This is a genomic window from Amorphus coralli DSM 19760, from assembly GCF_000374525.1.
GTDB lineage: Bacteria > Pseudomonadota > Alphaproteobacteria > Rhizobiales > Amorphaceae > Amorphus > Amorphus coralli.
Genome location: NZ_KB894574.1, coordinates 243973 through 265562, shown reverse-complemented (window position 1 = coordinate 265562; position 21590 = coordinate 243973). Strand labels below are relative to the sequence as shown.

The 21590-nt window shown below is 67.2% G+C and carries 22 protein-coding genes and 1 tRNA gene; 16 read left to right on the top strand and 7 right to left on the bottom strand.

All coding sequences use genetic code 11. From position 1 onward, the window contains the following. Positions 1 to 118: 118 nt before the first annotated feature. The 4 genes from C507_RS0114285 to C507_RS0114270 all read right to left on the bottom strand — a co-directional run bounded on the left by C507_RS0114285 (position 119) and on the right by C507_RS0114270 (position 3762). Positions 119 to 958, bottom strand: coding sequence for a class I SAM-dependent methyltransferase (locus tag C507_RS0114285; protein ID WP_018700390.1), 840 nt, complete (start codon positions 956 to 958; stop codon positions 119 to 121). Positions 959 to 1035: 77 nt separating this feature from the next. Further along, complete coding sequence (locus C507_RS0114280; protein WP_018700389.1) at positions 1036 to 1347, bottom strand: ArsR/SmtB family transcription factor; 312 nt, start codon at positions 1345 to 1347, stop codon at positions 1036 to 1038. Between the two features lie 143 nt (positions 1348 to 1490). After that, on the bottom strand, positions 1491 to 2393 hold the full coding sequence (gene rpoH / locus C507_RS0114275) for an RNA polymerase sigma factor RpoH (RefSeq protein WP_018700388.1): 903 nt from the start codon (positions 2391 to 2393) through the stop codon (positions 1491 to 1493). Positions 2394 to 2748: 355 nt separating this feature from the next. After that, positions 2749 to 3762, bottom strand: coding sequence for an RluA family pseudouridine synthase (locus tag C507_RS0114270; protein WP_210162138.1), 1014 nt, complete (start codon positions 3760 to 3762; stop codon positions 2749 to 2751). Between the two features lies 1 nt (position 3763). On the opposite strand from C507_RS0114270, the gene C507_RS0114265 reads away from it, so the two are divergent. Both C507_RS0114265 and C507_RS0114260 read left to right on the top strand, forming a co-directional pair. Next, complete coding sequence (locus C507_RS0114265) at positions 3764 to 4123, top strand: DUF6476 family protein (protein WP_018700386.1); 360 nt, start codon at positions 3764 to 3766, stop codon at positions 4121 to 4123. Positions 4124 to 4269: 146 nt separating this feature from the next. Beyond that, positions 4270 to 4345 (top strand) — tRNA-Glu (locus C507_RS0114260). 115 nt (positions 4346 to 4460) lie between these two features. Here C507_RS0114260 and C507_RS0114255 read toward each other — a convergent pair. Both C507_RS0114255 and C507_RS0114250 read right to left on the bottom strand, forming a co-directional pair. Further along, positions 4461 to 5744 (bottom strand): nucleotide disphospho-sugar-binding domain-containing protein, encoded by a 1284-nt coding sequence (locus tag C507_RS0114255; RefSeq protein WP_018700385.1) that lies wholly within the window; start codon positions 5742 to 5744, stop codon positions 4461 to 4463. Then, a complete protein-coding gene (locus C507_RS0114250) occupies positions 5741 to 6673 on the bottom strand; it encodes a GntR family transcriptional regulator (RefSeq protein WP_018700384.1) in 933 nt (310 codons plus the stop codon). Before C507_RS0114250 ends, C507_RS0114255 begins: the two co-directional genes overlap by 4 nt. Before the next feature lie 189 nt (positions 6674 to 6862). Here C507_RS0114250 and C507_RS0114245 point away from each other — a divergent pair, with 189 nt between their 5' ends. The 11 genes from C507_RS0114245 (at position 6863) to C507_RS0114195 (ending at position 18391) form a co-directional block, all read left to right on the top strand. After that, positions 6863 to 7915 (top strand): polyamine ABC transporter substrate-binding protein, encoded by a 1053-nt coding sequence (locus C507_RS0114245; protein WP_018700383.1) that lies wholly within the window; start codon positions 6863 to 6865, stop codon positions 7913 to 7915. 112 nt (positions 7916 to 8027) lie between these two features. Then, positions 8028 to 8882, top strand: a complete 855-nt coding sequence (locus C507_RS0114240) for an ABC transporter permease (RefSeq protein WP_018700382.1) — start codon at positions 8028 to 8030, stop codon at positions 8880 to 8882. Between the two features lie 2 nt (positions 8883 to 8884). After that, positions 8885 to 9676: an ABC transporter permease gene (locus C507_RS0114235; RefSeq protein WP_018700381.1), complete on the top strand. Its 792-nt coding sequence runs from the start codon at positions 8885 to 8887 to the stop codon at positions 9674 to 9676. Further along, complete coding sequence (locus tag C507_RS0114230) at positions 9673 to 10737, top strand: ABC transporter ATP-binding protein (RefSeq protein ID WP_018700380.1); 1065 nt, start codon at positions 9673 to 9675, stop codon at positions 10735 to 10737. The genes C507_RS0114235 and C507_RS0114230 overlap by 4 nt, the downstream gene beginning before the upstream one ends. Before the next feature lie 77 nt (positions 10738 to 10814). Continuing rightward, a complete protein-coding gene (locus C507_RS0114225) occupies positions 10815 to 12101 on the top strand; it encodes a nucleotide disphospho-sugar-binding domain-containing protein (protein WP_018700379.1) in 1287 nt (428 codons plus the stop codon). Beyond that, the gene (locus tag C507_RS0114220; protein ID WP_018700378.1) at positions 12098 to 12457 is read left to right on the top strand and encodes a cupin domain-containing protein; all 360 of its coding nucleotides are present in this window, start codon (positions 12098 to 12100) and stop codon (positions 12455 to 12457) included. The genes C507_RS0114225 and C507_RS0114220 overlap by 4 nt, the downstream gene beginning before the upstream one ends. Positions 12458 to 12468: 11 nt before the next feature. After that, entirely contained in the window at positions 12469 to 12813 is a 345-nt protein-coding gene (locus C507_RS0114215; protein WP_026319099.1) for a cupin domain-containing protein, read from the top strand. Continuing rightward, a complete protein-coding gene (locus C507_RS0114210; protein ID WP_018700376.1) occupies positions 12810 to 13871 on the top strand; it encodes an aminoglycoside phosphotransferase family protein in 1062 nt (353 codons plus the stop codon). The genes C507_RS0114215 and C507_RS0114210 overlap by 4 nt, the downstream gene beginning before the upstream one ends. Then, a complete protein-coding gene (locus C507_RS0114205) occupies positions 13864 to 15369 on the top strand; it encodes an aldehyde dehydrogenase family protein (protein ID WP_018700375.1) in 1506 nt (501 codons plus the stop codon). The genes C507_RS0114210 and C507_RS0114205 overlap by 8 nt, the downstream gene beginning before the upstream one ends. Before the next feature lie 30 nt (positions 15370 to 15399). After that, positions 15400 to 16890, top strand: a complete 1491-nt coding sequence (locus tag C507_RS0114200) for an aldehyde dehydrogenase family protein (protein ID WP_018700374.1) — start codon at positions 15400 to 15402, stop codon at positions 16888 to 16890. Positions 16891 to 17002: 112 nt separating this feature from the next. Beyond that, positions 17003 to 18391 carry an NAD(P)/FAD-dependent oxidoreductase gene (locus C507_RS0114195; protein ID WP_018700373.1) on the top strand — a complete coding sequence of 463 codons (1389 nt, stop codon included), beginning with the start codon at positions 17003 to 17005 and terminating at the stop codon, positions 18389 to 18391. A gap of 36 nt (positions 18392 to 18427) precedes the next feature. On the opposite strand, the gene C507_RS0114190 is transcribed toward C507_RS0114195, so the two are convergent. After that, the gene (locus tag C507_RS0114190) at positions 18428 to 19441 is read right to left on the bottom strand and encodes a LacI family DNA-binding transcriptional regulator (RefSeq protein WP_018700372.1); all 1014 of its coding nucleotides are present in this window, start codon (positions 19439 to 19441) and stop codon (positions 18428 to 18430) included. Positions 19442 to 19587: 146 nt separating this feature from the next. On the opposite strand from C507_RS0114190, the gene C507_RS0114185 reads away from it, so the two are divergent. From C507_RS0114185 to C507_RS0114175, 3 genes are all read left to right on the top strand, one after another. After that, a complete protein-coding gene (locus C507_RS0114185) occupies positions 19588 to 19803 on the top strand; it encodes a hypothetical protein (RefSeq protein WP_018700371.1) in 216 nt (71 codons plus the stop codon). A gap of 25 nt (positions 19804 to 19828) precedes the next feature. After that, positions 19829 to 20983, top strand: a complete 1155-nt coding sequence (locus C507_RS0114180) for a TRAP transporter substrate-binding protein (RefSeq protein ID WP_018700370.1) — start codon at positions 19829 to 19831, stop codon at positions 20981 to 20983. 93 nt (positions 20984 to 21076) lie between these two features. After that, positions 21077 to 21583: a TRAP transporter small permease gene (locus C507_RS0114175; RefSeq protein ID WP_018700369.1), complete on the top strand. Its 507-nt coding sequence runs from the start codon at positions 21077 to 21079 to the stop codon at positions 21581 to 21583. Positions 21584 to 21590 lie beyond the last annotated feature (7 nt).

Genomic DNA, 21590 nt, shown 5'->3' with positions numbered 1-21590 from the left:
TGCAGAACGGCCGTCCCCTGGTGGGGGCGGCCGTTTTTCGTGGGAGGGAGCGCGGCTACTTCGGCTGGAGCTGAAGCGGTCGCGGGCGGAAACCGGGTGCTCCTTTCCCGAAAACGCCTCAGAGCTTGCGCAGGAGAATGAGGGATTCCCGCGCGCCATCCTGGATGGGAAGCCGGCTTATGACCGTGCGATCAAGCTCTTCCCTGAGGGCGGAGAGCGCGTAGGCGCTGGAAAATACCAGCTCGTAGCCGCCCTGCAGCAGCGCCGCGACGCCAAGCTGCTCGTTGTAGGCGGTAAAGGGCCAGGCGGCCGGGTAGGCCGCGGGCAGGAATATGTCGTGAAAGCCGACCACCACGCCGGACGGCAGCCCGGGCAGGATGCGGTTGATGACGATGTCGACATCGGTACCCGGCATCAGCACGTGGCTTGAATCGCACATCAGCAGGTCGCCAGGTGCCAGGTCTCCACCAATCTTGCCCGCCTCCTGCAGCGTACGCAGGTCGAGCCGGACCGGCAGCTTGGAGATGTCGGCGCGCGGCTTTGGATCGATGGCGGCGATCTCGGTTGAAAGCCCGCCATCGCGCACGGCACGCGCAAGGAAGCGGGTGGAGTGGCCGGACCCGATCTCGAGAATCCGGGCCGGGGCCTCGGCACGCACCAGAGTGTAGAGCGCGGCAGCGTCCAGTCGGGGGAACCAGTCCTGTTCGAAGCGCGGTTCGGGCGGCGGTGCGCCACCGATGGCGTCCAGGTCGCCGGCGAGCCCGTCGATGGCGGCGATGAAGGCACGCATGGCATCGGCGCGGGCCTCGAAGATCGGCCGGAGCGCGTCGTAACCGTTATGCTCCACCGTGCGCGCCAGCCCAGCATGCCGGTGAGGAATGAAGAAACCGGCCTCCGACAGGCCGAGGATGGTTCGCAGTCCGAAATTGAGCGTACGCCAGCGGCCCCGGGCGGTCACGATTGCTTGCTCCTCATGCGCGTCGAAGCCTTTCCGGCGAGGTGGACCCGGTGTCCGGGTGCGGGCACTGCGGCCGGTCAGTCGGCCGGCTCGACCAGGGGAGGACAATAGACGTCCGCCAGCGTGGCCATGACCCGGCGCAGCTCGTCAGATGCAATGTGATAGTAGATCGTCTGGGCATCCCGGCGGCCGGCGATGAGCCCGAGCGCGCGCATCTTCGCCAGGTGCTGAGACGTGGCGGACTGGCTGAGACCAACCTCCTCGGCGAGCGTCGTTACCGAGCGCTCTCCCTGCAGGAGGTGGCACAGCACGAGAAGGCGCTTTTCGTTTGCGAGCGCGGCGAGGAGCGAGGCGACCTCGGCAGCCTTGTCTGCAAGGGACTGGTCCATGCCGGGCTTGATAGATCAACCGGGCCCTCGGGCAAAGTCCCGATCGCCACGAAACGACATGCGGGTGCGGCGCGAAGCGGCCAACGAAAAGAGCCCCGCGATCCATCGCGGGGCTCAAGCTTGCCAGGCGGTCAGGTGAGGCGTCAGGTCGCGGCGGCAAGCCGCGGCCGCTCCATGTCGCGAGAGGCCTTCTGGACCGCCTTCTGAACCTTCTCGAAGGCGCGCACCTCGATCTGGCGCACGCGTTCGCGGGACACGCCGAACTCTTCCGAGAGCGTCTCCAGCGTGATCGGGTCCTCCGACAGGCGCCGGGCCTCGAAGATGCGCCGTTCGCGCTCGTTGAGCACGCCCAGGGCATCCTTCAGAAGCTGGCGGCGGGTGTCGAGCTCCTCCGATTCGGCAAGCGTGCTTTCCTGGGTCTCGCTGTCGTCCACGAGCCAGTCCATCCACTCGCCGCCGGAATCCGCCTCCTGGCGGATCGGCGCGTTCAGAGAGGAGTCGCCGCCGAGGCGGCGGTTCATCGAGATCACGTCGTCCTCGGTCACGCCGAGGCGTTCCGCGATCAGGGCCACCTGGTCGGGCTTCAGATCGCCCTCGTCGAGCGCCTGGATTTGGCCCTTCACCTTGCGCAGGTTGAAGAACAGCCGCTTCTGATTGGCCGTGGTGCCCATCTTCACAAGGCTCCACGAGCGCAGGATATACTCCTGGATCGCCGCCTTGATCCACCACATCGCGTAGGTGGCGAGACGGAAACCCTTTTCGGGATCGAACCGCTTCACCGCCTGCATCAGGCCGACATTGCCCTCGGAGATCACCTCGCCGATGGGCAGGCCGTAGCCGCGATAGCCCATTGCAATCTTGGCAACGAGCCTCAGATGGGAGGTGACGAGCCGCTGCGCCGCGTCGGGGTCGTCATGCTCGAGATACCGCTTGGCGAGCATGTACTCTTCCTGCGGCTCCAGCATGGGGAAGCGGCGGATTTCGTCGAGATAGCGCGACAGTCCGGTATCACCGGACGCAATCGCGGGAACCATCGGTTGGGCCATGACTATGCGCCCTCCTTTGTCAGTAACCGGCAGGGAGATCCCCTTCAGATCCCGCCGCCGATCGGTCGATACGATCCGGAAATGCCCCGTATTCGACAGGGGACAGTCCGGGAGTCGTGCCGTCTCCCTTCAAGGCGAAACGGCGAAAGCGTCCAAATTGTTCGGAACGGGGGCTGAAATGCCGATCCCCCGAACCCGGCACGCTTCGAACAGCCTAACCCCAAATGGGTCAAAACCGCGACCGCGATGCCGGATAAGCGTGCGCACGCCGGTTCAGAACCGCGTGAGCGCATCTGCGCAGTTCTTTCAACGCTTCGTTGCCGCAGCTCCTACGCCATTCGGCGCCGCCCTGCCACTACAGGCTCCGGATCCGATCCAGCTCCTGCGCCAGCGCGGCGAGCGTCGGCGGCATAGGACTTTCGAAGCGCATCGTCTCCCCCGAGATGGGGTGGGCGAAGCCGAGGACCGCGGCATGCAGCGCCTGGCCCTGCAGGGCGGACAGCCGGTCCTGTGCCGCCTCCGGCAGGCGCCGCGCCTTGGTCCGGAAACCGGCTCCATAAAGCGGGTCGCCGAGGAGCGGGTGACCGATATGGGTCAGGTGCACCCTGATCTGATGGGTCCGGCCGGTCTCGAGGCGACACGAAACCAGGCTGGCGATGGGATCGGCGGCGGGAAAGCCGCGCTCGGTTGCGTAGTGCGTGATGGCGATTTTGCCGGTACGGACGACGGCAAATCGCTGGCGATGGTTGGGGGCCCGGCCGAGCGGAGCGTCGATTGTGCCCGTCGCAGGAAAGGGAGCTCCCCAAACCAGCGCACGGTAGAGACGCTCCAGTGGCCCCGTCCGGCCGTGATCGGCGAACTGGGCGGCCAGCCCCTTGTGCGCCGCGTCGGACTTCGCCACCACGAGCAGGCCGGAGGTTTCCTTGTCGAGCCGATGAACGATGCCGGGCCGCGCGACACCGCCGATACCGGACAGCTCTGCGCCGCAATGCGCGATCAGCGCGTTGACGAGCGTTCCGTCTGCATGTCCGGCTGCGGGGTGAACGACGAGCCCGGCAGGCTTGTCGATCACGATCAGATGGGGATCTTCGTAAACGATTTCAAGGGGGATAGGCTGGGCGCGGGCAGCTGCCGGCTCCGGTGCGGGCACAGAAACGACAATGGTCATGCCGGGCGTTACCCGGCGCTTGGGTTCCGTCACCGGCTCGGCGTCGACAGTCACCTGGCCTGCCCGTATAAGCGCCTGAAGCCGTGCCCGGCTGAGATCCGGGAGGCGGGCGGCAAGATAGACATCCAGGCGCTGGCCGGTGGCGTCGTTGTCGACGACGAGGTCCATCGGGCCGGCATCGGAACAAGAAGCGGTACTCATCATGACGTCACCCGCGCTCGAAGACAGGCCGGAAGAAAAGCTCGATCCGGCGATGGAGCGCGTTCAGCGCAAACTCCGGCGGCTCCTGGCGGTATCCGGCCTGATCATGGTGGCCGGGCTGATCGCCGTGTTCGCCGCCATCTTCTATCGCCTGTCGGTGATGGACAAGGCAATGCCTCAGGCGCCGGCCGAGACCTCCGTGACGCTGCCGGCCGGGTCGGAGGTGCGGTCCGCTTCTTCGACCGGCGAGCGGCTCACGCTGCTCGTCGATGCACCGGACGGCGCCTCGAAGGTCGTCATCGTCGACCTGGCGACCGGCCGCACCGTCTCCACCGTGACGCTCACAGCGGACGGTGAGTAGGCCGCAAAGGCGGCGTCGTCCGCGCTGCGGCCGGCCGCGCATCGCGCCAGTGTGGGCAGTTTGCATTTCTGTCACGCGACCACCTTGCGCCGCTGATCCGGGTTCGCTATATCCGCGGTCTGTTTCGAGCGGCCCGCCGCTCTGAAGCCCCCATCGTCTAGCGGTCCAGGACGCCGCCCTCTCACGGCGGAAACAGGGGTTCGAGTCCCCTTGGGGGTGCCATTCTCATGGCAACCTGCTGACTCCCTGAACATTTTGAGGCTGCAGGCTGGCCCGTCAGGGCCTGGCGCTGCGGCGTGTGCATGCGTTGCCGAGACGCGGCCAGTCAGGGCGCCTGTCAGCGATGGCCCAGCGCGTCCATCACCGCCCGTGCCGCCCGCTCCGTTCCCGGCTCCGCCTTCATGCCGCGCGAAACCGCCGCCAGCCGGTCTCGCATGGCTGTATCCTCAAGCAGTGTGACAAGGGTGGAGCGGAGCGCGTCCGGGCTCCAGCGGCTGCGGTGGAGATGGCGGCCGAGATCCAGCTCGTCCATCCGCTGCGCGTTGTCGTGGCCGTCCCAGCAATAGGGCATCACCAGCGAGGGGACGCCGTGATAGAGCGCCTCGCAGAAGCTGTTGTTGCCGCCGTGGTGGATGAAAAGGTCCGATTCGGCGACCACCGACGGCTGCGGAAACCAGCTGCCCAGGTAAACATTGTCCGGCACCCGGCTGTACGCCTCCAGAAACCCGCCGACATTCACCAGGAAGCGCGCCGGCAGCGTGGCGAAGACGTCGATCATCCGGCCGATGAGGTCCGTGTCGATCGAGCCGAGGCTACCGAAGCTCATATAGACCAGCCGAGCGTGGTCCACCGGCATGTGGGGCGCGTCGAACCGCGTCTCCTCCCGAACGCAGCCTTCCAGATAGACGAACCGGTCCTCCGGCAGCGGATTCCGGCGCGGGAAGCGGGTCGCTGAGGGCGCCAGCAAAAGGTTGAGGACCGGGGAGGATTCCAGGAAGTGCCCGGCGGGAAGTTGGGCAAGCCCGTGCGTCTTGCGGAAGGCGTTGTAGCGCCGGTGCGCGGCCCGCGTTTCCCGCAAATAGGCCTTCTCGAAGCGTTCGCGGCCGATCCGGTCGTCTGCCGGCAGGCCGGAGAGATAGGGCGGCACGTCCGGATCGGGGATTTCCGTTTCCGCGCACGACACCACCCGCACCCAGGGACAGCCGGCGTTGGCGACGGCGGGAAACATGATGACGTTGTCGAGCAGGATCGCGTCCGGCCGGATGCGGTCGAACAGGGCGGCGAGGCCGTCCTCCGCCGCGACGACGGTGTTTACGATCGCCTGCCAGGTCGGGGCCACGTAGGTCGGCAGCTGTGCCATCGGATCGAGATCGAAATGGGGCAGGTGGGTGGTGATGAAGCCCTGCCAGTAATCCTCGATCGCATCGGTGCTGCGCTTCGCCGTTGGCGCCAGGTGATATTCCTTGAAGCCGTACTCGGCGAAGACGCCGGTAAAGCCCGGATGGCAGATGAACACGGGTGTCGCGCCCATCTGCCTCAGCTTCTGGGCGATTCCCACGCAGTTCAGGGCGGCGCCGAAGCTGGCTTCGGGAAACAGCGCGATCAGCGGCGATACGCTCATGCCCGCAGCGCCCGCATCAGCGGCGGCGTGCCGCGGTTGGCCGCCTCGGGCCGGCGGATGCGCGAGCGCCTCAGGTGCAGAATCATCTGATCGGCGGCGAGCTCGTACTGGGCGCTTTCAACGCTGTCCAAGATGTCGAGATGCTCTTGGAGGGACTGACGCAGGCGGAAATCGGGGATCGAAGTATCTTTCTGCGTGGTCCGGCGCAATCGGTGATGGGCGAGCAGTGCGCCGCGCACGAAGCGGTTTCCGGAACATTCGGCGATGAAGGAGTGGAAGTCCGTGTCGATCCGGTGAAAGCGCGCGGCGCTCATGGTGCCTTCGGGCGTGTCCAGAAGGTCGGCCATCTGGGCGCGCAGCAGTCCGGCCCGCTTGAGATCGACGCTGATGCCGGGTGCCAGGATCGCCTGCGGCTCCAGGGTCAGGCGAAAGGACAGGCTCTCGTCGATGGCGTTGGGGGAGTCGAGGATCGGCTGAAACACCCAGGCCTGACCCGGCATCTGGGTCACCACCCCGTCGCGCGACAGTACTTTTAGAGCAATAAGTACACTGTTTCGCGAGGCGTCGTAGCGGGTCATGAGACCCCTGACGGACTGGACGTCGCCGATGCGCCGCTCGGCCCGGTCGGCCAGGATCCGCTGCGCGAGCGAATTTTCCAGATCCTCCAGCTTCTGCACGGCATCAGCGAGTTCGTCCGAGCTGCCGATCGCCAGGAAGTAGCCCTCTTCTTCGCGCCAGGTCAGAATTTCATTCTGTTCCAGAAGCTTGAAAGCCGACCTGATGGGCGTTCGCGACACGCCGCAGGCTTCGGAGAAGGTCTGCTCCGGCAGGTGATCGCCGCGCCGCATGCGGCGCTCCATGGCAATCGTCAGGATCTGCTGGCCGAGCGCCAGATGGTTCTGGCGGGTGCTGCGGCGGGTTTCCTTCATCCGGCTCCGATTCCCGGCGCTCCGCCGCCCGGCGCGGCCCGCGGCCGTCAAAGAACAGCGAATACATGTTGACGTATTCTTTCGATCATTAAGACTGGAAAAAACGCCAGTCGGCAAGCGACGGCAACAAGAAGACTCATCGTCGGCGCGAACGGCGGCGATGGCCCACCAGAGGTACGGAGAACGAGAATGCTCAAACAGACAGTTGCCGCGTGCGCACTCCTGGGAGCCGCCGGGGCGGCCCTGATGCCGTCCACGGCCCAGGCCGAGGCCCTCGTGATCTCGAACTGGGACGGCTACATGGCGCCCGACGCCGTCGACAGCTTCAACTCGGCCACCGACAACGAGGCCGAGCTGGTGCTGCATGCCACCAACGAAGAGATCATGGGCAAGCTCATCGCCTCAAAGGGCAAGGGCTACGACGTGGTCTTCGTGTCCTCGCCGTTTGCCGAGGTGCTGCACAATCTCGGCCTTGCGGAAGAGCTGGACCACGACAAGCTCCCGAACCTGGCCAACCTCTATCCTGAGGCCCAGGAACTGAAGCACGATCCGGGCAACGCCTTCTCGGTTCCCTACGCCTGGGGCACCACCGGTCTGTGCTACCGTTCCGACCTCGTCGAGGGCGAGCCTGACAGCTGGATGGTTCTGCTGGATCCGAGCGACGACCTCTCCGGCAAGACGACGATGCTCGCCACCGACCGCTGGCTGCTCGCCGCCGGACAGCTGGCCAAGGGTTATTCGGTGAACGAGACCGATCCGGCGAAGATGGAAGAGGTCCGCGACCTGCTCATCGACGCCAAGAAGACGCTTCTCGCCTACGATGACACCACCTTCTACGCCAAGCTGGTCTCCGGCGAGGCCGAGCTGGTGCAGGCCTGGGACGGCTGGTGCAACTACGGCATCGCGGAAAACGGGGACATCAAGTACGTCGTCCCGGAGGAAGGATCCGACCTCTGGGTGGACACCATGGTCATCCTGAAGAACGCCGAGAACAAGGAAGCGGCCTACGAGTTCGTGAACTTCATGCTCGATCCGAAGAACCACGGCTGGGCCGCCGAGAACATCCTCTACAAGGTGCCCAACAAGCCGGCCATGGAAGGCCTGCCGGATGACCTGCTCGCCACCTACCCGAACATGACGATGTCGCCGGAAGAGCTGCTTGAGTTCGAGCAGCTGCGCGATGTCGGCGAGTCCCAGCGGGCCTACTCCCGCATCGTGTCGGAGATCAAGGCCGCCAACTGACGGCAGGCATTGCCGGACCCGGCGGCATGGTCGCCGCCGGGTCGTCTCGAAGCGATCCGCCGGCGCTCGCCGGTCCGGGTCGCGCCCGAGGTCCCGCGTCTCCAGGCACCCGATGGCCGACCGCAAACCCCTCTATCTGATGTCGCCGGCGCTGGCCTGGCTCACCGCCTTCATGGTGGTGCCGTGCCTGCTCGTGCTGGCGCTCGCCTTCTTCCGGCGCGGCATTTACGGCGGCATCGAGTACACGTTCACGTTCGAGACCATCGCCCTGGTCTTCGACCCGCTCTACGCCAGCATCTTCCTCAAGTCGGCGGTCATCGCGGGGCTCGCCGGCCTCATCGCCTCGGTCATCGGCTACGCCGCGGCCTACGCTATCGCCTCCATGCCCGCGCGGCATCAGCCGATGCTCCTGTTCTTCGCGGTGCTGCCCTTCTGGTCGAACTACCTGGTGCGGACCTATGCCTGGATCGTGCTCCTCAACCGCGAGGGCCTGATCACCGCGATTGCGCGAGGGCTCGGCTACGACGGCGAACTGCCGCGGCTGCTCTACACCGAGAGCGCCGTGGTGGTGGGCCTCGTCTACAACTACCTGCCCTTCGTCATCCTCGCCTGCTACGCGCCGCTCTCCCGGCTCAACCCGGAAATCGCCGAAGCATCCCGCGATCTCGGCGGCTCGGCCTGGACGACCTTCCGCCGCATCACCCTGCCGATGACCGCGCCGGGCATCGCCACCGGCTTCGTGTTCGTCTTCGTGCTGTCGATCGGCAACTTCGTCACCCCGGCGCTGCTCGGCGGCGGCCAGTTCCAGATGATCGGCAACCTCGTCTACGCCCAGTTCCTCACCGCCAACGACTGGCCGTTCGGCGCCGCGCTGTCGATGGTGCTGATCGCCATCATGATGGGGCTCCTGACGCTCCAGACCTTCGTCACCGAACGCGCCTCGGGCGCCCGGGCGAGGGAAACCTGACCATGGCAGATCGCTCCACCCGGCGCCTCATGCTGGTCATCCTTTCGGCGGTGTTCGCCTTCCTCTACATCCCGATCTCGGTGCTGGTGGCGCTGTCGTTCAACGAGGGCGGCCTGCCGACCGCTTGGACCGGCTTCTCCACGAAGTGGTACGGCGAGCTGATCGCCAACAAGGACATCATGGGCGCGGCGCTCAACACGCTCATCGTGGCGCTGGCATCCACCCTGATCGCCACGGTGCTCGGGTCGCTTCTGGCTGTCGGGGTGGAGATCCGGCGCCGCAAGGGCCGGTTCCTCGAAACGGTGATCTTCGCGCCGATGATCATTCCCGACATCGTGCTGGCCATCGCGCTCCTCAGCTTCTTCTCCATGCTGGACGTCACGCTGGGGCTCAACACGATCATCGTCAGCCACGTGGTCTTCAACCTGGCCTTCGTCTGCGCGGTGGTCCGGGCCCGGCTGAAAACCTTCGACTGGACCATCGTCGAGGCCTCCACGGATCTCGGCGCATCGACCATCACCACCCTGCGGCGGGTGGTCCTGCCGGTGCTCATGCCGGCCGTCATCGCCGGTGCGCTGCTGGCGTTCACCCTCTCCGTCGACGAATTCATCATCGCCTTCTTCACGGCCGGCGCCGGGCGCGACTCCATCACTCTGCCCATGCAGATCTTCGCCATGATCCGCTTCGGGGTGACGCCGGAGATCAACGCGCTCGCCACCATCGTGATGACGGTGTCCGTCGTCGCGCTGGCCCTCTCCCAGCGCCTCAACAGCGGAAAGCTTGCCGGCCAATGAGCGACGTTCTCCTGTCGATCCGCAACGTCCAGAAATTCTACGGCCGGCTGGCGGCCGTGGGCGGCGTGTCGCTCGACATCCGGGATAACGAGTTCTTCGCCCTGCTTGGCGCTTCGGGCAGCGGCAAGACGACCCTTCTGCGCATGCTGGCCGGGTTCGAAACGCCCACCTCCGGCGCGATCCTGCTCGACGGCCAGGACGTCTCGGCCGTGCCGCCGAACCACCGTCCCGTGAACCTGATGTTCCAGTCCTACGCGCTGTTCCCGCACATGACGGTGGCGCAGAACATCGCCTACGGGCTCGAAATGGATCGCATGCCCCGCTCCGAGATCCGGACGCGGGTGGACGAGATGCTGGAGGTCATCCAGCTGTCCCACCTGTCGGGGCGCAAGCCGGAGCAGCTCTCCGGCGGCCAGCGCCAGCGGGTGGCGCTCGCCCGCGCGCTGGTCAAGCGTCCGCGCGTGCTGCTTCTCGACGAGCCGCTCGGCGCGCTCGACAAGAAGCTGCGCGGCGAGATGCAGCTGGAACTGAAGCGCATCCAGGACGAGTTCGGCATCACCTTCATCGTGGTCACCCATGACCAGGAGGAGGCGCTGGTGATGGCCGACCGGGTCGCCATCCTCAAAGACGGGCTGCTGCTCCAGTGCGGCACGCCGCACGAGATCTACGAGCATCCCGAAAGCCGCTTCGCCGCCGACTTCATCGGCGTGATGAACTTCCTGCCGGTGCGCGTGCAGGGCGGCCGGCTCGTCGCGGAGAACGGCAACGTCTTCAAGGGCGCGCTGCCGAATGGCCTGGGCGAGGGGGACGAGGCGGTGGTTGCCGTCCGCCCCGAGCGCCTGCGGCTCGGCGCCTCGGACGGCGACAACAGCCTGACCGGCCGGGTCGCCGCCACCGCCTATCACGGCCTCGACCTGCAGCTTCACCTGGACACTCCGAACTCCCCCGGACCGGTGCTGGTCCGGCTCACCGCTGACGCCGCGGAGGGCCGGGTCTACCGGGAGGGCGAAGAGGTCACGGTGGGCTGGTCGGCCCGAGACACGCGCGTCTTTCCGGCCTGACCGGACGCGCGGCACGCAACACGACGACACCCGGGCGAAGCCGGATCAACCGGCCCGCCAACCAGAGGAGACAGACCATGGCGCAGAAGACCTTCGCCTTCTTCCCCGAAGCAGCCTTCGGCCCGGCGCTGAATTCCGTCGGCATCGCCCAGGCCGTGGAGCGGATGGGCCACAAGGCCGTCTTCCTCTCCGACCCCGGCTTCGTCGAGGTCTACGAGGGCTACGGCTTCGAGGCTCACCCGGTGAACCTGTCGGAGCCGATGCCGGCGGAGCAGATGGCGAAGTTCTGGGAGGACTTCATCAACGGCCACATCCCAAACTTCCGCAAGGCGCCGATCGATCAGATCGACAACTACGTGAAGGAGTGCTGGGAGGCGATCGTCGACAGCGCCAAGTGGGCGGAGAAGGACCTCCCGGGGATCCTCGCGAATATCAAGCCGGACGTGATCGCGGTCGACAACGTCGTGCTGTTCCCGGCGATCAAGCACCACGGCGTGCCGTGGGTGCGGATCATCTCGTGCTCGGAAAACGAGATCGAGGACGAGGCGATCCCGCCGCATCTCTCCGGCATGTCGGTCGACGACAAGGAGGGCCACGCCGCCTTCCGGGCGAAGTTCAACGAGGTCATCAAGCCGATCCACGACGACTTCAACGCCTTCCTGGAGACCACCGGCGAGGCGCCGTATCCGCTCGGCGAGTTCTTCGAGGCCTCGCCCTACCTGAACCTGCTGCTCTATCCCGAGCCGGTGACCTACGAGCGCGCCGTGCCGCTCGATCCCGCTCGCTTCCAGTATCTCGAAGGCTGCGTGCGCCAGGACAAGCCCTACGAGGTGCCGACCTTCAAGGCCAACAATGACGGGCCGCTGCTCTACATCTCCTTCGGCTCGCTGGGCGCGGGCGACACTGACCTCATGAAGCGGCTGATCGCGCTGGTTGGCAAGACGCGCTACCGGGCGCTGGTGAATGTCGGCGACTACAAGGACGCCTACACCGACATCCCCGACAACGTGATCATCGACAGCTGGTTTCCGCAGCCCTCGGTGATCCCGCAGGTCGATGCGGTGATCCACCACGGCGGCAACAACTCGTTCACCGAGTGCCTCTACTTCGGCAAGCCGGCCATCATCATGTCCTATGTCTGGGACGGTCACGACAACGCCATGCGCGTGCAGGAAACCGGCCACGGCTTCCGCTCCGACCGCTACGAGTGGACCGACGAGGAGCTGATCGAGAAGATCGAGGCGTGCCTCACCGACCAGGCCATGCACGACCGGCTCAAGGCCACGTCGGCGCACATGCAGTCGGCCAACGGCCAGGAAAAGGCGGCGAAGCTGCTGACGGATCTGGCGGAGGGGAAAGCGTGAGCGGCCTCTCCTCCAGCGCGCCCCACATCCATGCGGCGTCCGCCACCGACGACCTCGTCGACTGGGGCCCGCAGCCCGACGCCATCGAGGGGCAGTCCCATTCCACCGGTCGGCTCCTGTTCAAGGGGCCGGGAAACGTGCCGGAGACCGGGATCTGGGTCTGCACGCCCGGGCGCTGGCGGCTGTCGGTGCCGCGCGACGAGTTCTGCCACTTCGTGTCGGGTCGTGCCGTCTACCGCTCCGACGACGGCACGACCATCGAGGTGTCACCCGGCACCTGCGTGCTGTTTCCCGCCGGCTGGCAGGGCGAGGCCGAGATCTTCGAGACGATCCGCAACATCTACATGCTGAGTTGAAGCAAGACCCGATGAAAACCCCCGTGATGCACAAGCCCCTGGAGATCGAGGATACGGTCGACTGGGGCGAGATCCCGACCATGATCGAGGGCTCCTCCCGGACCTCCGGCAAGCTCCTCCACAAGGGCGACGGCGGCCAGAGCGAGTGCGGCCTGTGGATCTGCACGCCCGGCAAATGGGAGTGCCACGTCACCCGCGACGAGTTCTGCCACTTCCTGGAAGGCCGCTGCACCTACGTGCACGAGAGCGGTGACGTCATCGAGATCACCCCCGACACCGCCGCCTTCTTCCCGCAGGACTGGAAGGGCGTGTGCACGGTGCACGAGACCATCAAGAAGGTCTACATGATCCGATGACCGCGCTTCCGGCGGTGCCGCCGCTTTCCCTTGATCCACCGGCGGCAACCTTCCTGGCTCGGCACGGCTGCGCGGGCGAGCCGCTCGTGCCGCTGACCGCCGACGCCTCCACCCGGCGCTACATGCGGCTGCCGGGCTGCGGGCTCCTGCTCATGGAAGATCGGGAAGACCCCGTCGGATTCGCTGCCTATCTGCGTCTGTCCCGCCATCTTCGCGCCCTGGGCCTCTCCGCGCCCCGGGTGCACGGGGCGGACCCGGCCCACGGGCTGGCCCTGGTGGAGGATTTCGGCGGCAGCACCTATGCCGCCTGCCTCGCCGCCGGACAGGACGAACGTCAGCTCTACGAGCTCGCCGTCGATGCGCTGCTCCACCTTCATCACCACGAGCGGGGCGGCTCGGTCTCGCAGCCGGTCTTCGATCTCGCCACGCAGCTGGACGAGCTCGCCGTCTTATCAGACTGGTTCGCGCCCGCCGTGGCTCCCGACGGCTTCGACGCGGAGGCGTTCGCCCGACCATTCCGGGCCCTGTGGGCGGAGGCGCTTCGCCCGGTCGCCCATCGCCCCGACACGCTCGTCCTGCGCGATTTCCACGTCGACAACCTGATGTGGCTTGACGGGCGGTCCGGCGTGGCCCGCTGCGGGCTGCTCGACTTCCAGGACGGCGTGCTCGGCCCGTGCGAGTATGACCTCGTCTCGCTGCTGCAGGACGCGCGTCGCGATCTCGCGCCCGGGCTGGAAGCGCATCTTCTCGACCGCTACATCGCCGGCGCGCCGGTGCGGATCGGCGGGGCAGAGGACATCCGCCACCGCTATGCGCTGCTCGGTGCCCAACGCCATGCCCGGATCGCCGGCGTCTTCGTGCGACTGAGCCGCCGCGACGGCAAACCTCGCTATCTCGCCTTCCTGCCCCGGGTGCTGCGCCAGCTCGATACCGCCCTTGCCGACGCGGGGCTGGATGAGATCCGTGCCGTCCTGTCGGACGCACTGCCCGGCTGGCGGCAGCGCGGCTCCGCGCTCTGCACCGACGACGATATCCCGAAAGGACAGGCCCGTGTCTGACGCAACGTCGCCCCGCTACTTTCTCTCGCCCGGCTACTGGCAGAGCGCCGGCCCGGTCACCCCGGTGATCGATCCCGCCACGCTCGAGGAGGTCGGCGCGCGCGTCTCCGTCACCGACGCGGAGATCGGCGAGGTGCTGGAGCGGGTCAACCGGGCCCAGAAGACCTGGGCGCGCCTCGACGCTAAGTCCCGGGCCCAGGCGCTGCACCGGCTCGCCAACCGGATCGAGGCGGCGGACATGACGGAATGCGCCATCCTGATGAGCCGCGAGATGGGCAAACCCTATCCCGAGGCCATCGGCGAAGTGGCCAACTGCGCCTCGATCTTCCGCTACTACGCGGAAATGGCACGCGACGATGCCGGCAAGATCGCCGGCTCCACCCAGGCCGGCTCGCTGCAATATGCGTGCTATGCCCCCTATGGCGTGTCCGTGCACATCGTGCCGTTCAACTTTCCGATCCTGCTGATGTGCTGGACGGTGGCGGCGTCGCTCGCCGCCGGCAACGGCTGCGTCATCAAGCCGGCCGAGCCGACGACGCTGTCGACGCTGGTGTTCATGCAGCTCTTCGATGCGCTGCCCGACGACCTGGTCGCCTGCCTGCCGGGCGGCGCGGAAGTGGGCAAGGCGCTGGTGGCGAGCGAGCGGACCCATGCCGTCGCGTTCACCGGATCGGTCCCGGCCGGCAAGGCGGTGGCGGCGGCCGCTGCGGCCCAGCTCAAGCCGGCCACCATCGAGGCCGGCGGCTCCGATCCGATGATCATCACCGCAAACGCGCCGCTGGAGATCGCGGCGGCCGGTGCCGTGACCGGCGCCTTCCACATGTCGGGCCAGGTCTGCACCTCCACCGAGCGGCTCTACGTGGTCGACAGCATCCACGACGCGTTCGTGGAGGCCTTCGCCGCGGAAACCCGGCGCCTGCGCATCGGCAACGGGCTTGAGAAGTCGGAGATCGGCCCGCTCGTCAGCGAGGCGGCGCGTGACAAGGTCCGGCGGCTGGTGGACGACGCCGTGGCCAAGGGCGCAACGGTGGTCTGCGGCGGCAAGGCGCCGGAAGGGGCGGGGCCGGGCTGGTTCTACGAGCCGACGATCCTGACCGGCTGCACCGGCGACATGGACATCCTGCACGAGGAGGTCTTCGGCCCGGTGGCGGCCATCGTGCGGGTGCCGGATTTCGAGGCCGCCATGAAGGCCGCCAATGACAGCCCGTTCGGGCTCGGTGCCTCCGTCTTCACCACGGACCTGGCCGAGGCCCACGAGGCGGCGGAGCGGTTCGAGGCCGGCATGGTGTGGATCAACAACCCGATGATCGACAACGACGCGCTGCCCTTCGGCGGCTGGAAGTCTTCCGGCATCGGCCGGGAGCTGGGGCGCTTCGGCCTCGACGCCTTCCGCCGCTCCAAGATGGTCATTCTCGACCACAAGCCGGTGCGGCACGCGTGGTGGTACCCCTATCCCGACGACTGGTTCCTGGAAGCGGGCGGACGCAAGCACGTCTGAGCCATTCCCGGGACAAGAGGAGACGTCACGATGACAACGCAGCTCTATATCGACGGCGCCTTTGTCGCGCCGAAGGCCGGCGGCAGCTTCCCGGCGGTCGACCCGGCCACCGAGGAGGTCTTCGACACCGTCGCGGCCGGGACGGCGGACGACATCGACGCGGCCGTCCGGGCCGCCCGCACCGCGTTTGACGACGGCCGCTGGTCCGGGCTGTCCGCCAGCGCGCGCGCCGGCTTCCTGCGCAAGGTCGCCGAGGGCATCCGGGCACGACTCTCAGACCTGGCCGCGCTGGAGACCCGCGACAACGGCAAGCCGCTGCCGGAGGCCGAGTGGGACATCGGCGACGCCGCTGACTGTTTCGACTACTACGCCGACCTCGCCGAAGCGCGGGCCGCGGGCCCCGAAACGACGGTGGACGTGGGCGACGAGCGGTTCGATACGCGTATCTGGCGCGAGCCGGTCGGGGTCGTGGCGGCCATCACGCCGTGGAATTTCCCGCTGCTGATGGGGGTGTGGAAGGTGGCGCCAGCGCTCGCCGCCGGCTGCACCATCGTGCTGAAGCCCTCCGAGCTGTGTTCGCTCACCTGTCACGAGCTCGCCCGGATCGTCGACGCGGCCGGCCTGCCCGCTGGTGTCTTCAACCTCGTGACCGGTACCGGTCCGGAGGCCGGCGCGCCGCTCACCGACCATCCGCTGGTCGACAAGATCGCCTTCACCGGGTCGGTCGTTACCGGCCGCAAGGTGATGCAGGCCGCCTCCGCCGGCATCCGCACCGTGGCGCTGGAACTTGGCGGCAAGTCGCCCTTCATCGTTTTCGCCGACAGCGATGTGGACAAGGCGGTGGAATGGATCCTGTTCGGGATCTTCTGGAACAAGGGCGAGGTCTGCTCGGCCACCTCGCGGGTGCTGGTTCAGCGCGAACTCTATCCGCGTCTCCTGGAGCGGCTCGCGGAAGAAGCCGAGAAGATCACCATCGGACCCGGTGATGCGGAGGGCGTGAAGCTCGGTCCCATCGTCTCCTGCAGCCAGTACGACAAGGTGATGGGGTTCCTGGAGCGCGCCAGGCAGAGCGGCGCGCGACTAGTCACCGGCGGCGGCCGTCCGGAGGGTCTCGACACCGGCTACTACCTCACGCCGACGGTCTATGCCGACGTGCCGCTCGACGCGGAAATCTGGCGCGAGGAGATCTTCGGGCCGGTGGTCTGCGTCAACTCGTTCGAGACAGAGGACGAGGCGCTGCGGCTTGCCAACGACAGCCCCTACGGCCTTGCCGGGGCGGTCATGTCGAAGGACCTCGATCGCTGCGACCGCGTGGCCGCAAGGCTCAGGGCCGGCATCGTCTGGATCAACTGCTCGCAGCCCACCTTCACCCAGGCGCCCTGGGGCGGCTACAAGAGCTCCGGCATCGGCCGCGAGCTGGGTGAGGCCGGCTTCGACAACTATCTGGAGACCAAGCAGGTCACCCGCTTTGATCGTGACGGGGAGTGGGGCTGGTATCTGCCGACCGGCGACCAGGCCTAGGGTGTCGTCCTCGACTTCCTGAAGCGATGATCCATCTCCTGTCGGGCGGTCGTCCGCGACCGGCCGGGGCGTCGCCGGCGCCGTCCGCCCTTCCATCGCAGCGATTGTCGCAATGAGCAGCAACCAGAGCTTCGAGACGGCGATCCGCGCCCCCTACTGGCGCGAGACGGTGGCGGACGCCCCCCGGTGCAAGCCGCTCGCCGCCGACGTCGCCTGCGATCTCGCCATCATCGGCGGCGGCTTCACCGGCCTGTGGACCGCGCTCAAGGCGCGCGAGCGCTGGCCGGATGCGCGGATCGTGCTTCTGGAGGCCGATACGTGCGGCAACGCCGCCAGCGGCCGCAACGGCGGTTTTTGTGCGCCGTCCATCTCGCACGGGGTCGGTAACGCGGTCGCCCGGTGGCCGAAAGAGGCCGAGACCCTCGTCCGTCTCGGCCGGGAGAATCTCGACGGGCTGGAAGCCGACCTTTCTGCCTGGTCCATCGATGGCGGGTTCGAGCGCTCCGGCAAGCTGACGCTTGCCGCCACGCCCTGGCAGGCGGATGGCCTGAAGGCCATGCGCGACAGCTACGCCCGCTTCGGGGTGGCATCGACGCTGCTTGAGGGGGATGCCCTGAAGGAGCACCTCGACACGCCGAAATATGCGGCCGGCCTGTTCGAGCCGAACTACGCGCTGGTCAATCCGGCGAAGCTGGTGGCCGGCCTGAGGCGGGCCTGCATCGAGGCAGGCGTCGCGCTGCACGAGGGCTCGCCGGTCACGGGGATCGCGCGCGATGGGGCGCACGTCCGGCTCAGTCTGGCGGCCGGCTCCGTCACGGCAAAGCAGGCGGTGATGGCGACCAACGCCGCCGTCTCGCTCATCCGGCGTTTCCGCACGGCAATCCTGCCGATCTTCGACTACTCGCTGATGACGGAACCGTTGAGCGACGATCAGCTCGGCGCCATCGGCTGGCGCGGACGCTACGGCGTCGTCGACAGCGGCAACCAGTTCCACTACTCGCGCAAGACGGACGACAACCGCATCCTGTGGGCCGGCTTCGACGCCATCTACCATTTTGGCAGCAAGCGCGACGCCGCACTCCTGCACCGTCCCGAGACCTACGCCCGGCTCGCCGCGACCTTCGCCGAGGCCTTTCCGGCGCTCTCAGGCGTAAGGTTCACCCACGCCTGGGGCGGCATCATCGACACCTCCGCCCGCACGACCTTCTTCGCGGGCACCGCTTTTGGCGGGACCGTCGCCTACGCGCTCGGTTTCACCGGGCAGGGGGTCTCGGCCACGCGCTTCGCGGCGCTCGCCATGCTGGACATGCTGGAGGGCAGGAAGACGGAGCGCAGCGAACTGCGGATGCTGCGGAGCTTCGCGGTGCCGTTCCCGCCGGAGCCGCTGCGCTCGCTTGCCGTGGCGCGGGCCCAGCGCGATCTCGCGCTCGAGGACCGCACCGGTCGCCGCTCGCTTTTTCTGCGCGGCCTCGACCGCCTGGGCATCGGCTTCGCGTCCTGAGGGTTCACTCCTGCGTATCTCCGGCAGCTCCAGGCGTCAGGTCGGAGGTGGCGCCAGCGATCCGCGCTCGATGATGTCAGCCTCCATGGCGATGTTCACCGGTCCGGGTGCGCCGGCACACTGGGCAAGGAGCGCCTCCGCGGCCTGGGCCCCCATGCGCCGGTGCGGCACGTGGACGGTGGTCAGCGGAGGATCCACCACCCGGGCCAGCTCGATGTCATCGAACCCGGTGACGGAGACATCGCGGGGCACCGACAGGCCGGCTTCGCGCACTCCCATCAGGGCGCCGGTGGCCAGGACGTCGTTGCCGCACAGGATCGCGGTCGGGCGCGGATCGAGCGCCATCAGTGCGCGGGCGGCTTTTGCCCCCGCGTCGACGGAATATTTTGCTTCCACCAGGTAAGGCGGCTCCAGCGCCAGCCCGTGCGCCGTCAGGGCGTCGCGTGCGCCATCGACGCGGGCGGCGGCGCGGTCGTTGTGATCGGTGATCCCGGCGATCATGGCGATGCGCCGGTGTCCGAGTTCCACGACCCGCTCGGCGATGGCGGCCGCGGCGGCGCGGTTGTCGAAGCCGACGCAGGGCCGGGGGCTGTCGGCACGCCAGCTCCACACCAGCACGTAGGGCGTGCCCCGGCGTTCCAGCAGTTCGTAGGTGGCGTCTTCGCGGGATTCGCCGATCAGGATCAGCCCGTCGACCCCGCGACCGATGAGGGCGGCGATCTGGGCCGCTTCCCGATCGCAGTCATAGTTGGAGGTGGAAACCAGCAGCGTCACGCCGGCTTCGGCCAGCGTCTCCTCCATGGCCTGCAGGCCGCGGGCGAAGATCGCGTTCTCCATGGTCGGGATCACCGCACCCACCGTCCAGGTCCGGTTGGAGGCAAGCGCCCGGCCGCCAAAGTGCGGCGTGTAGCCCAGCGAAGCCACCGCAGCCTCGACCCGTTTGCGGGTTTCCTCGCGGACCAGCGTGGGCGCGTTGAACACCCGCGATACGGTCGCGGTCGAGACGCCGGAGAGCCGGGCCACGTCCTCGAGCTTTGGCTGGGTCGGCATTGTCGGGTCACGCGCTCCGCTGAAACTGCCTCTCTATCATGCCTGCGAAAAAGAAATCATGTAAGCGCTTGCATGTCGAATGAAAGCGCTTACAATCCATGCGCAAGAGGGCACGAGATTGCCCCATCCAAGGGAAGGAAACGCAGATGTTGCGGAATGGCGGAGCGGCGCTGATCGGAGCCCTGATCTGCTTCGTCGTCTATTTCGCGAACGTGGCGATCGCCGCCTCCGGGACCGTGCCGTTCCTTGGCGATGTTCCGGAAGCGCTGATGCTCTTCGCTGCGTCCTGTCTGTTCGTTGCCGGCGTGCTGGGCCGCGAGGCGGCCGAGAAGGCACGCCGGCGACGCGAGACCGCATCATGAAAAAACAACCACCGGGAGGACTGACATGACGGACCGCAAGACGCGCAGCGAGATCGCCTCGCTGGAACGACGCAACTTCATGAAGCTCGCCGGCTCCGGCGCCTTCACCGCAGCCGTCGTAGCCGGTGCCGCCGGAACGTTGTGGTCGGAGAAGGCCGCCGCCCAGACGGCGCGCGAGGAAGCCGACCGCCAGAAGGCTGCCGATCACGAGATGACGATCGCAACGGCGTACGTCCTCGGCGCCTCGCGCAGCTATCCGATCATGCAACTCGACTTCAAGGAGAACATCCAGAACGCCACCAACGGCAAGGTCTACGTCAAGCTCGCCCCGGCCGGACAGCTCGGCGCCGGCAGCGCGCTGGTTCAGAAGGTGCAGGGTGGCACCATCCAGGCCGCGCAGCACTCGCTGGCCAACTTCGCCCCGTTCGCGCCGGTGGTCGACCTGATCAATCTTCCCTACCTGTGCGGTGCCAACCAGCGTTTCGTGAACCTCGTCACCTCCGATGTCTGGAAGCAGACGGTTCACCCGACGGTCGAGCAGAAGGGCTTCAAGGTTCTCTGGTACGCCGTCATCGATCCCCGCGTGGTCGCCATCCGCAAGGGTGGCCCGGGCCCGATCAAGACGCCGTCCGAGCTGAAGGGCATCAAGTTTCGCGTGCCCGGCAGCCAGATGCTGCAGCAATATTACCGCATGGTCGGCGCCAACCCGACGCCGGTGGCCTGGGGCGAGACCCCGTCGGCCATCAAGCAGGGCGTGGCCGACGCGCTCGATCCCTCGGTGGGAGCGCTCTACGTGTTCGGCTTCAAGGACATCCTGAGCTACGTCAGCTTCACCCAGGCGGTGCCGGACAGCCAGGTCTATTCCTGCAATCTCGAATGGTTCAACGGCCTGCCGAAGGACGTCCAGGAGGGTATCGACTTCGCCTCCGAGATTACCTTCCAGCAGAACCTCGCCAAGGTTCCCGCCGCCCGGGCCTATGCCATGGCCGAGCTGACCAAGTCAGGTGTGGAGTTCTACTCCCCGACCGATGCGGAAATGGCCGAGTGGAAGGACGCCGGCGGCTTCCAGCGCTCCGAGTGGGACCCCTACAAGACGGAGCTGGCCGGCTCGATGGACGCCTTCAACGAGCTGGTCGAGGCGGCCGACACGTCCGGCCGCTACTACGTCCACGACGCCTGATGGCGCTCCGGGGCCGCGTGCTGCGCGGTCCCGGTCCCACCCCCTTATGTCTGAACGCCGCGCCCGGAACCGGGTGTCGGTGAAGGAGGGCGCGTGCTCGCACTCATCGACCGAAACGCAGAACGCTGGGCGCTTCTCGTCTTCTACACCATGCTGGTGGTGACGATGGCCGTCGAGGTCATCCGGCGCGAAGTGTTCGCCTACTCGTCGATCTGGGGCGAGGAGGTGGTCCGCTACGCCTTCATCTATCTGGTGTGGATCGGAGCCGCATCGGCCGTCCGCGAACGGGCGCATATCCGCATCGACGTGCTGTTCGCCCTGGTGAGCGAACGGGGCAAGGCGCTGCTCTACATCCTCGGCGACCTGGTCATGCTCGTCGTGGCTGTCCTCGCCGTCTACTGGTCCTACGAATCCGTGGCCGTCTCCTGGCGCTTCGGCTCGGTCTCCCACGGGCTCCGGATCTCGCTGGTCTGGTTCCTCGCCGCGGTGCCCATCGGCTTCGCCCTGATGATCTTCCGACTCATCCAGTCTCTCGTCCGGGACGTGGCCGACCTGCGCGCAGGCCGCCCGCCCTACGAGGGCGCACGACTCTTCGATTGAGGCGGAC

Bases quoted from the DNA above. Each gene is read 5' to 3' on its own strand.
- C507_RS0114235 (WP_018700381.1), top strand. From the start codon at position 8,885: ATGGCAGATCGCTCCACCCGGCGCCTCATGCTGGTCATCCTTTCGGCG.
- C507_RS0114185 (WP_018700371.1), top strand. From the start codon at position 19,588: ATGTTGCGGAATGGCGGAGCGGCGCTGATCGGAGCCCTGATCTGCTTC.
- C507_RS0114225 (WP_018700379.1), top strand. From the start codon at position 10,815: ATGGCGCAGAAGACCTTCGCCTTCTTCCCCGAAGCAGCCTTCGGCCCG.
- C507_RS0114270 (WP_210162138.1), bottom strand. From the start codon at position 3,762: ATGAGTACCGCTTCTTGTTCCGATGCCGGCCCGATGGACCTCGTCGTC.
- C507_RS0114190 (WP_018700372.1), bottom strand. From the start codon at position 19,441: ATGCCGACCCAGCCAAAGCTCGAGGACGTGGCCCGGCTCTCCGGCGTC.
- rpoH (WP_018700388.1), bottom strand. From the start codon at position 2,393: ATGGCCCAACCGATGGTTCCCGCGATTGCGTCCGGTGATACCGGACTG.
- C507_RS0114215 (WP_026319099.1), top strand. From the start codon at position 12,469: ATGAAAACCCCCGTGATGCACAAGCCCCTGGAGATCGAGGATACGGTC.
- C507_RS0114280 (WP_018700389.1), bottom strand. From the start codon at position 1,347: ATGGACCAGTCCCTTGCAGACAAGGCTGCCGAGGTCGCCTCGCTCCTC.
- C507_RS0114245 (WP_018700383.1), top strand. From the start codon at position 6,863: ATGCTCAAACAGACAGTTGCCGCGTGCGCACTCCTGGGAGCCGCCGGG.
- C507_RS0114265 (WP_018700386.1), top strand. From the start codon at position 3,764: ATGACGTCACCCGCGCTCGAAGACAGGCCGGAAGAAAAGCTCGATCCG.
- C507_RS0114210 (WP_018700376.1), top strand. From the start codon at position 12,810: ATGACCGCGCTTCCGGCGGTGCCGCCGCTTTCCCTTGATCCACCGGCG.
- C507_RS0114195 (WP_018700373.1), top strand. From the start codon at position 17,003: ATGAGCAGCAACCAGAGCTTCGAGACGGCGATCCGCGCCCCCTACTGG.
- C507_RS0114240 (WP_018700382.1), top strand. From the start codon at position 8,028: ATGGCCGACCGCAAACCCCTCTATCTGATGTCGCCGGCGCTGGCCTGG.
- C507_RS0114200 (WP_018700374.1), top strand. From the start codon at position 15,400: ATGACAACGCAGCTCTATATCGACGGCGCCTTTGTCGCGCCGAAGGCC.
- C507_RS0114255 (WP_018700385.1), bottom strand. From the start codon at position 5,744: ATGAGCGTATCGCCGCTGATCGCGCTGTTTCCCGAAGCCAGCTTCGGC.
- C507_RS0114180 (WP_018700370.1), top strand. From the start codon at position 19,829: ATGACGGACCGCAAGACGCGCAGCGAGATCGCCTCGCTGGAACGACGC.
- C507_RS0114230 (WP_018700380.1), top strand. From the start codon at position 9,673: ATGAGCGACGTTCTCCTGTCGATCCGCAACGTCCAGAAATTCTACGGC.
- C507_RS0114250 (WP_018700384.1), bottom strand. From the start codon at position 6,673: ATGAAGGAAACCCGCCGCAGCACCCGCCAGAACCATCTGGCGCTCGGC.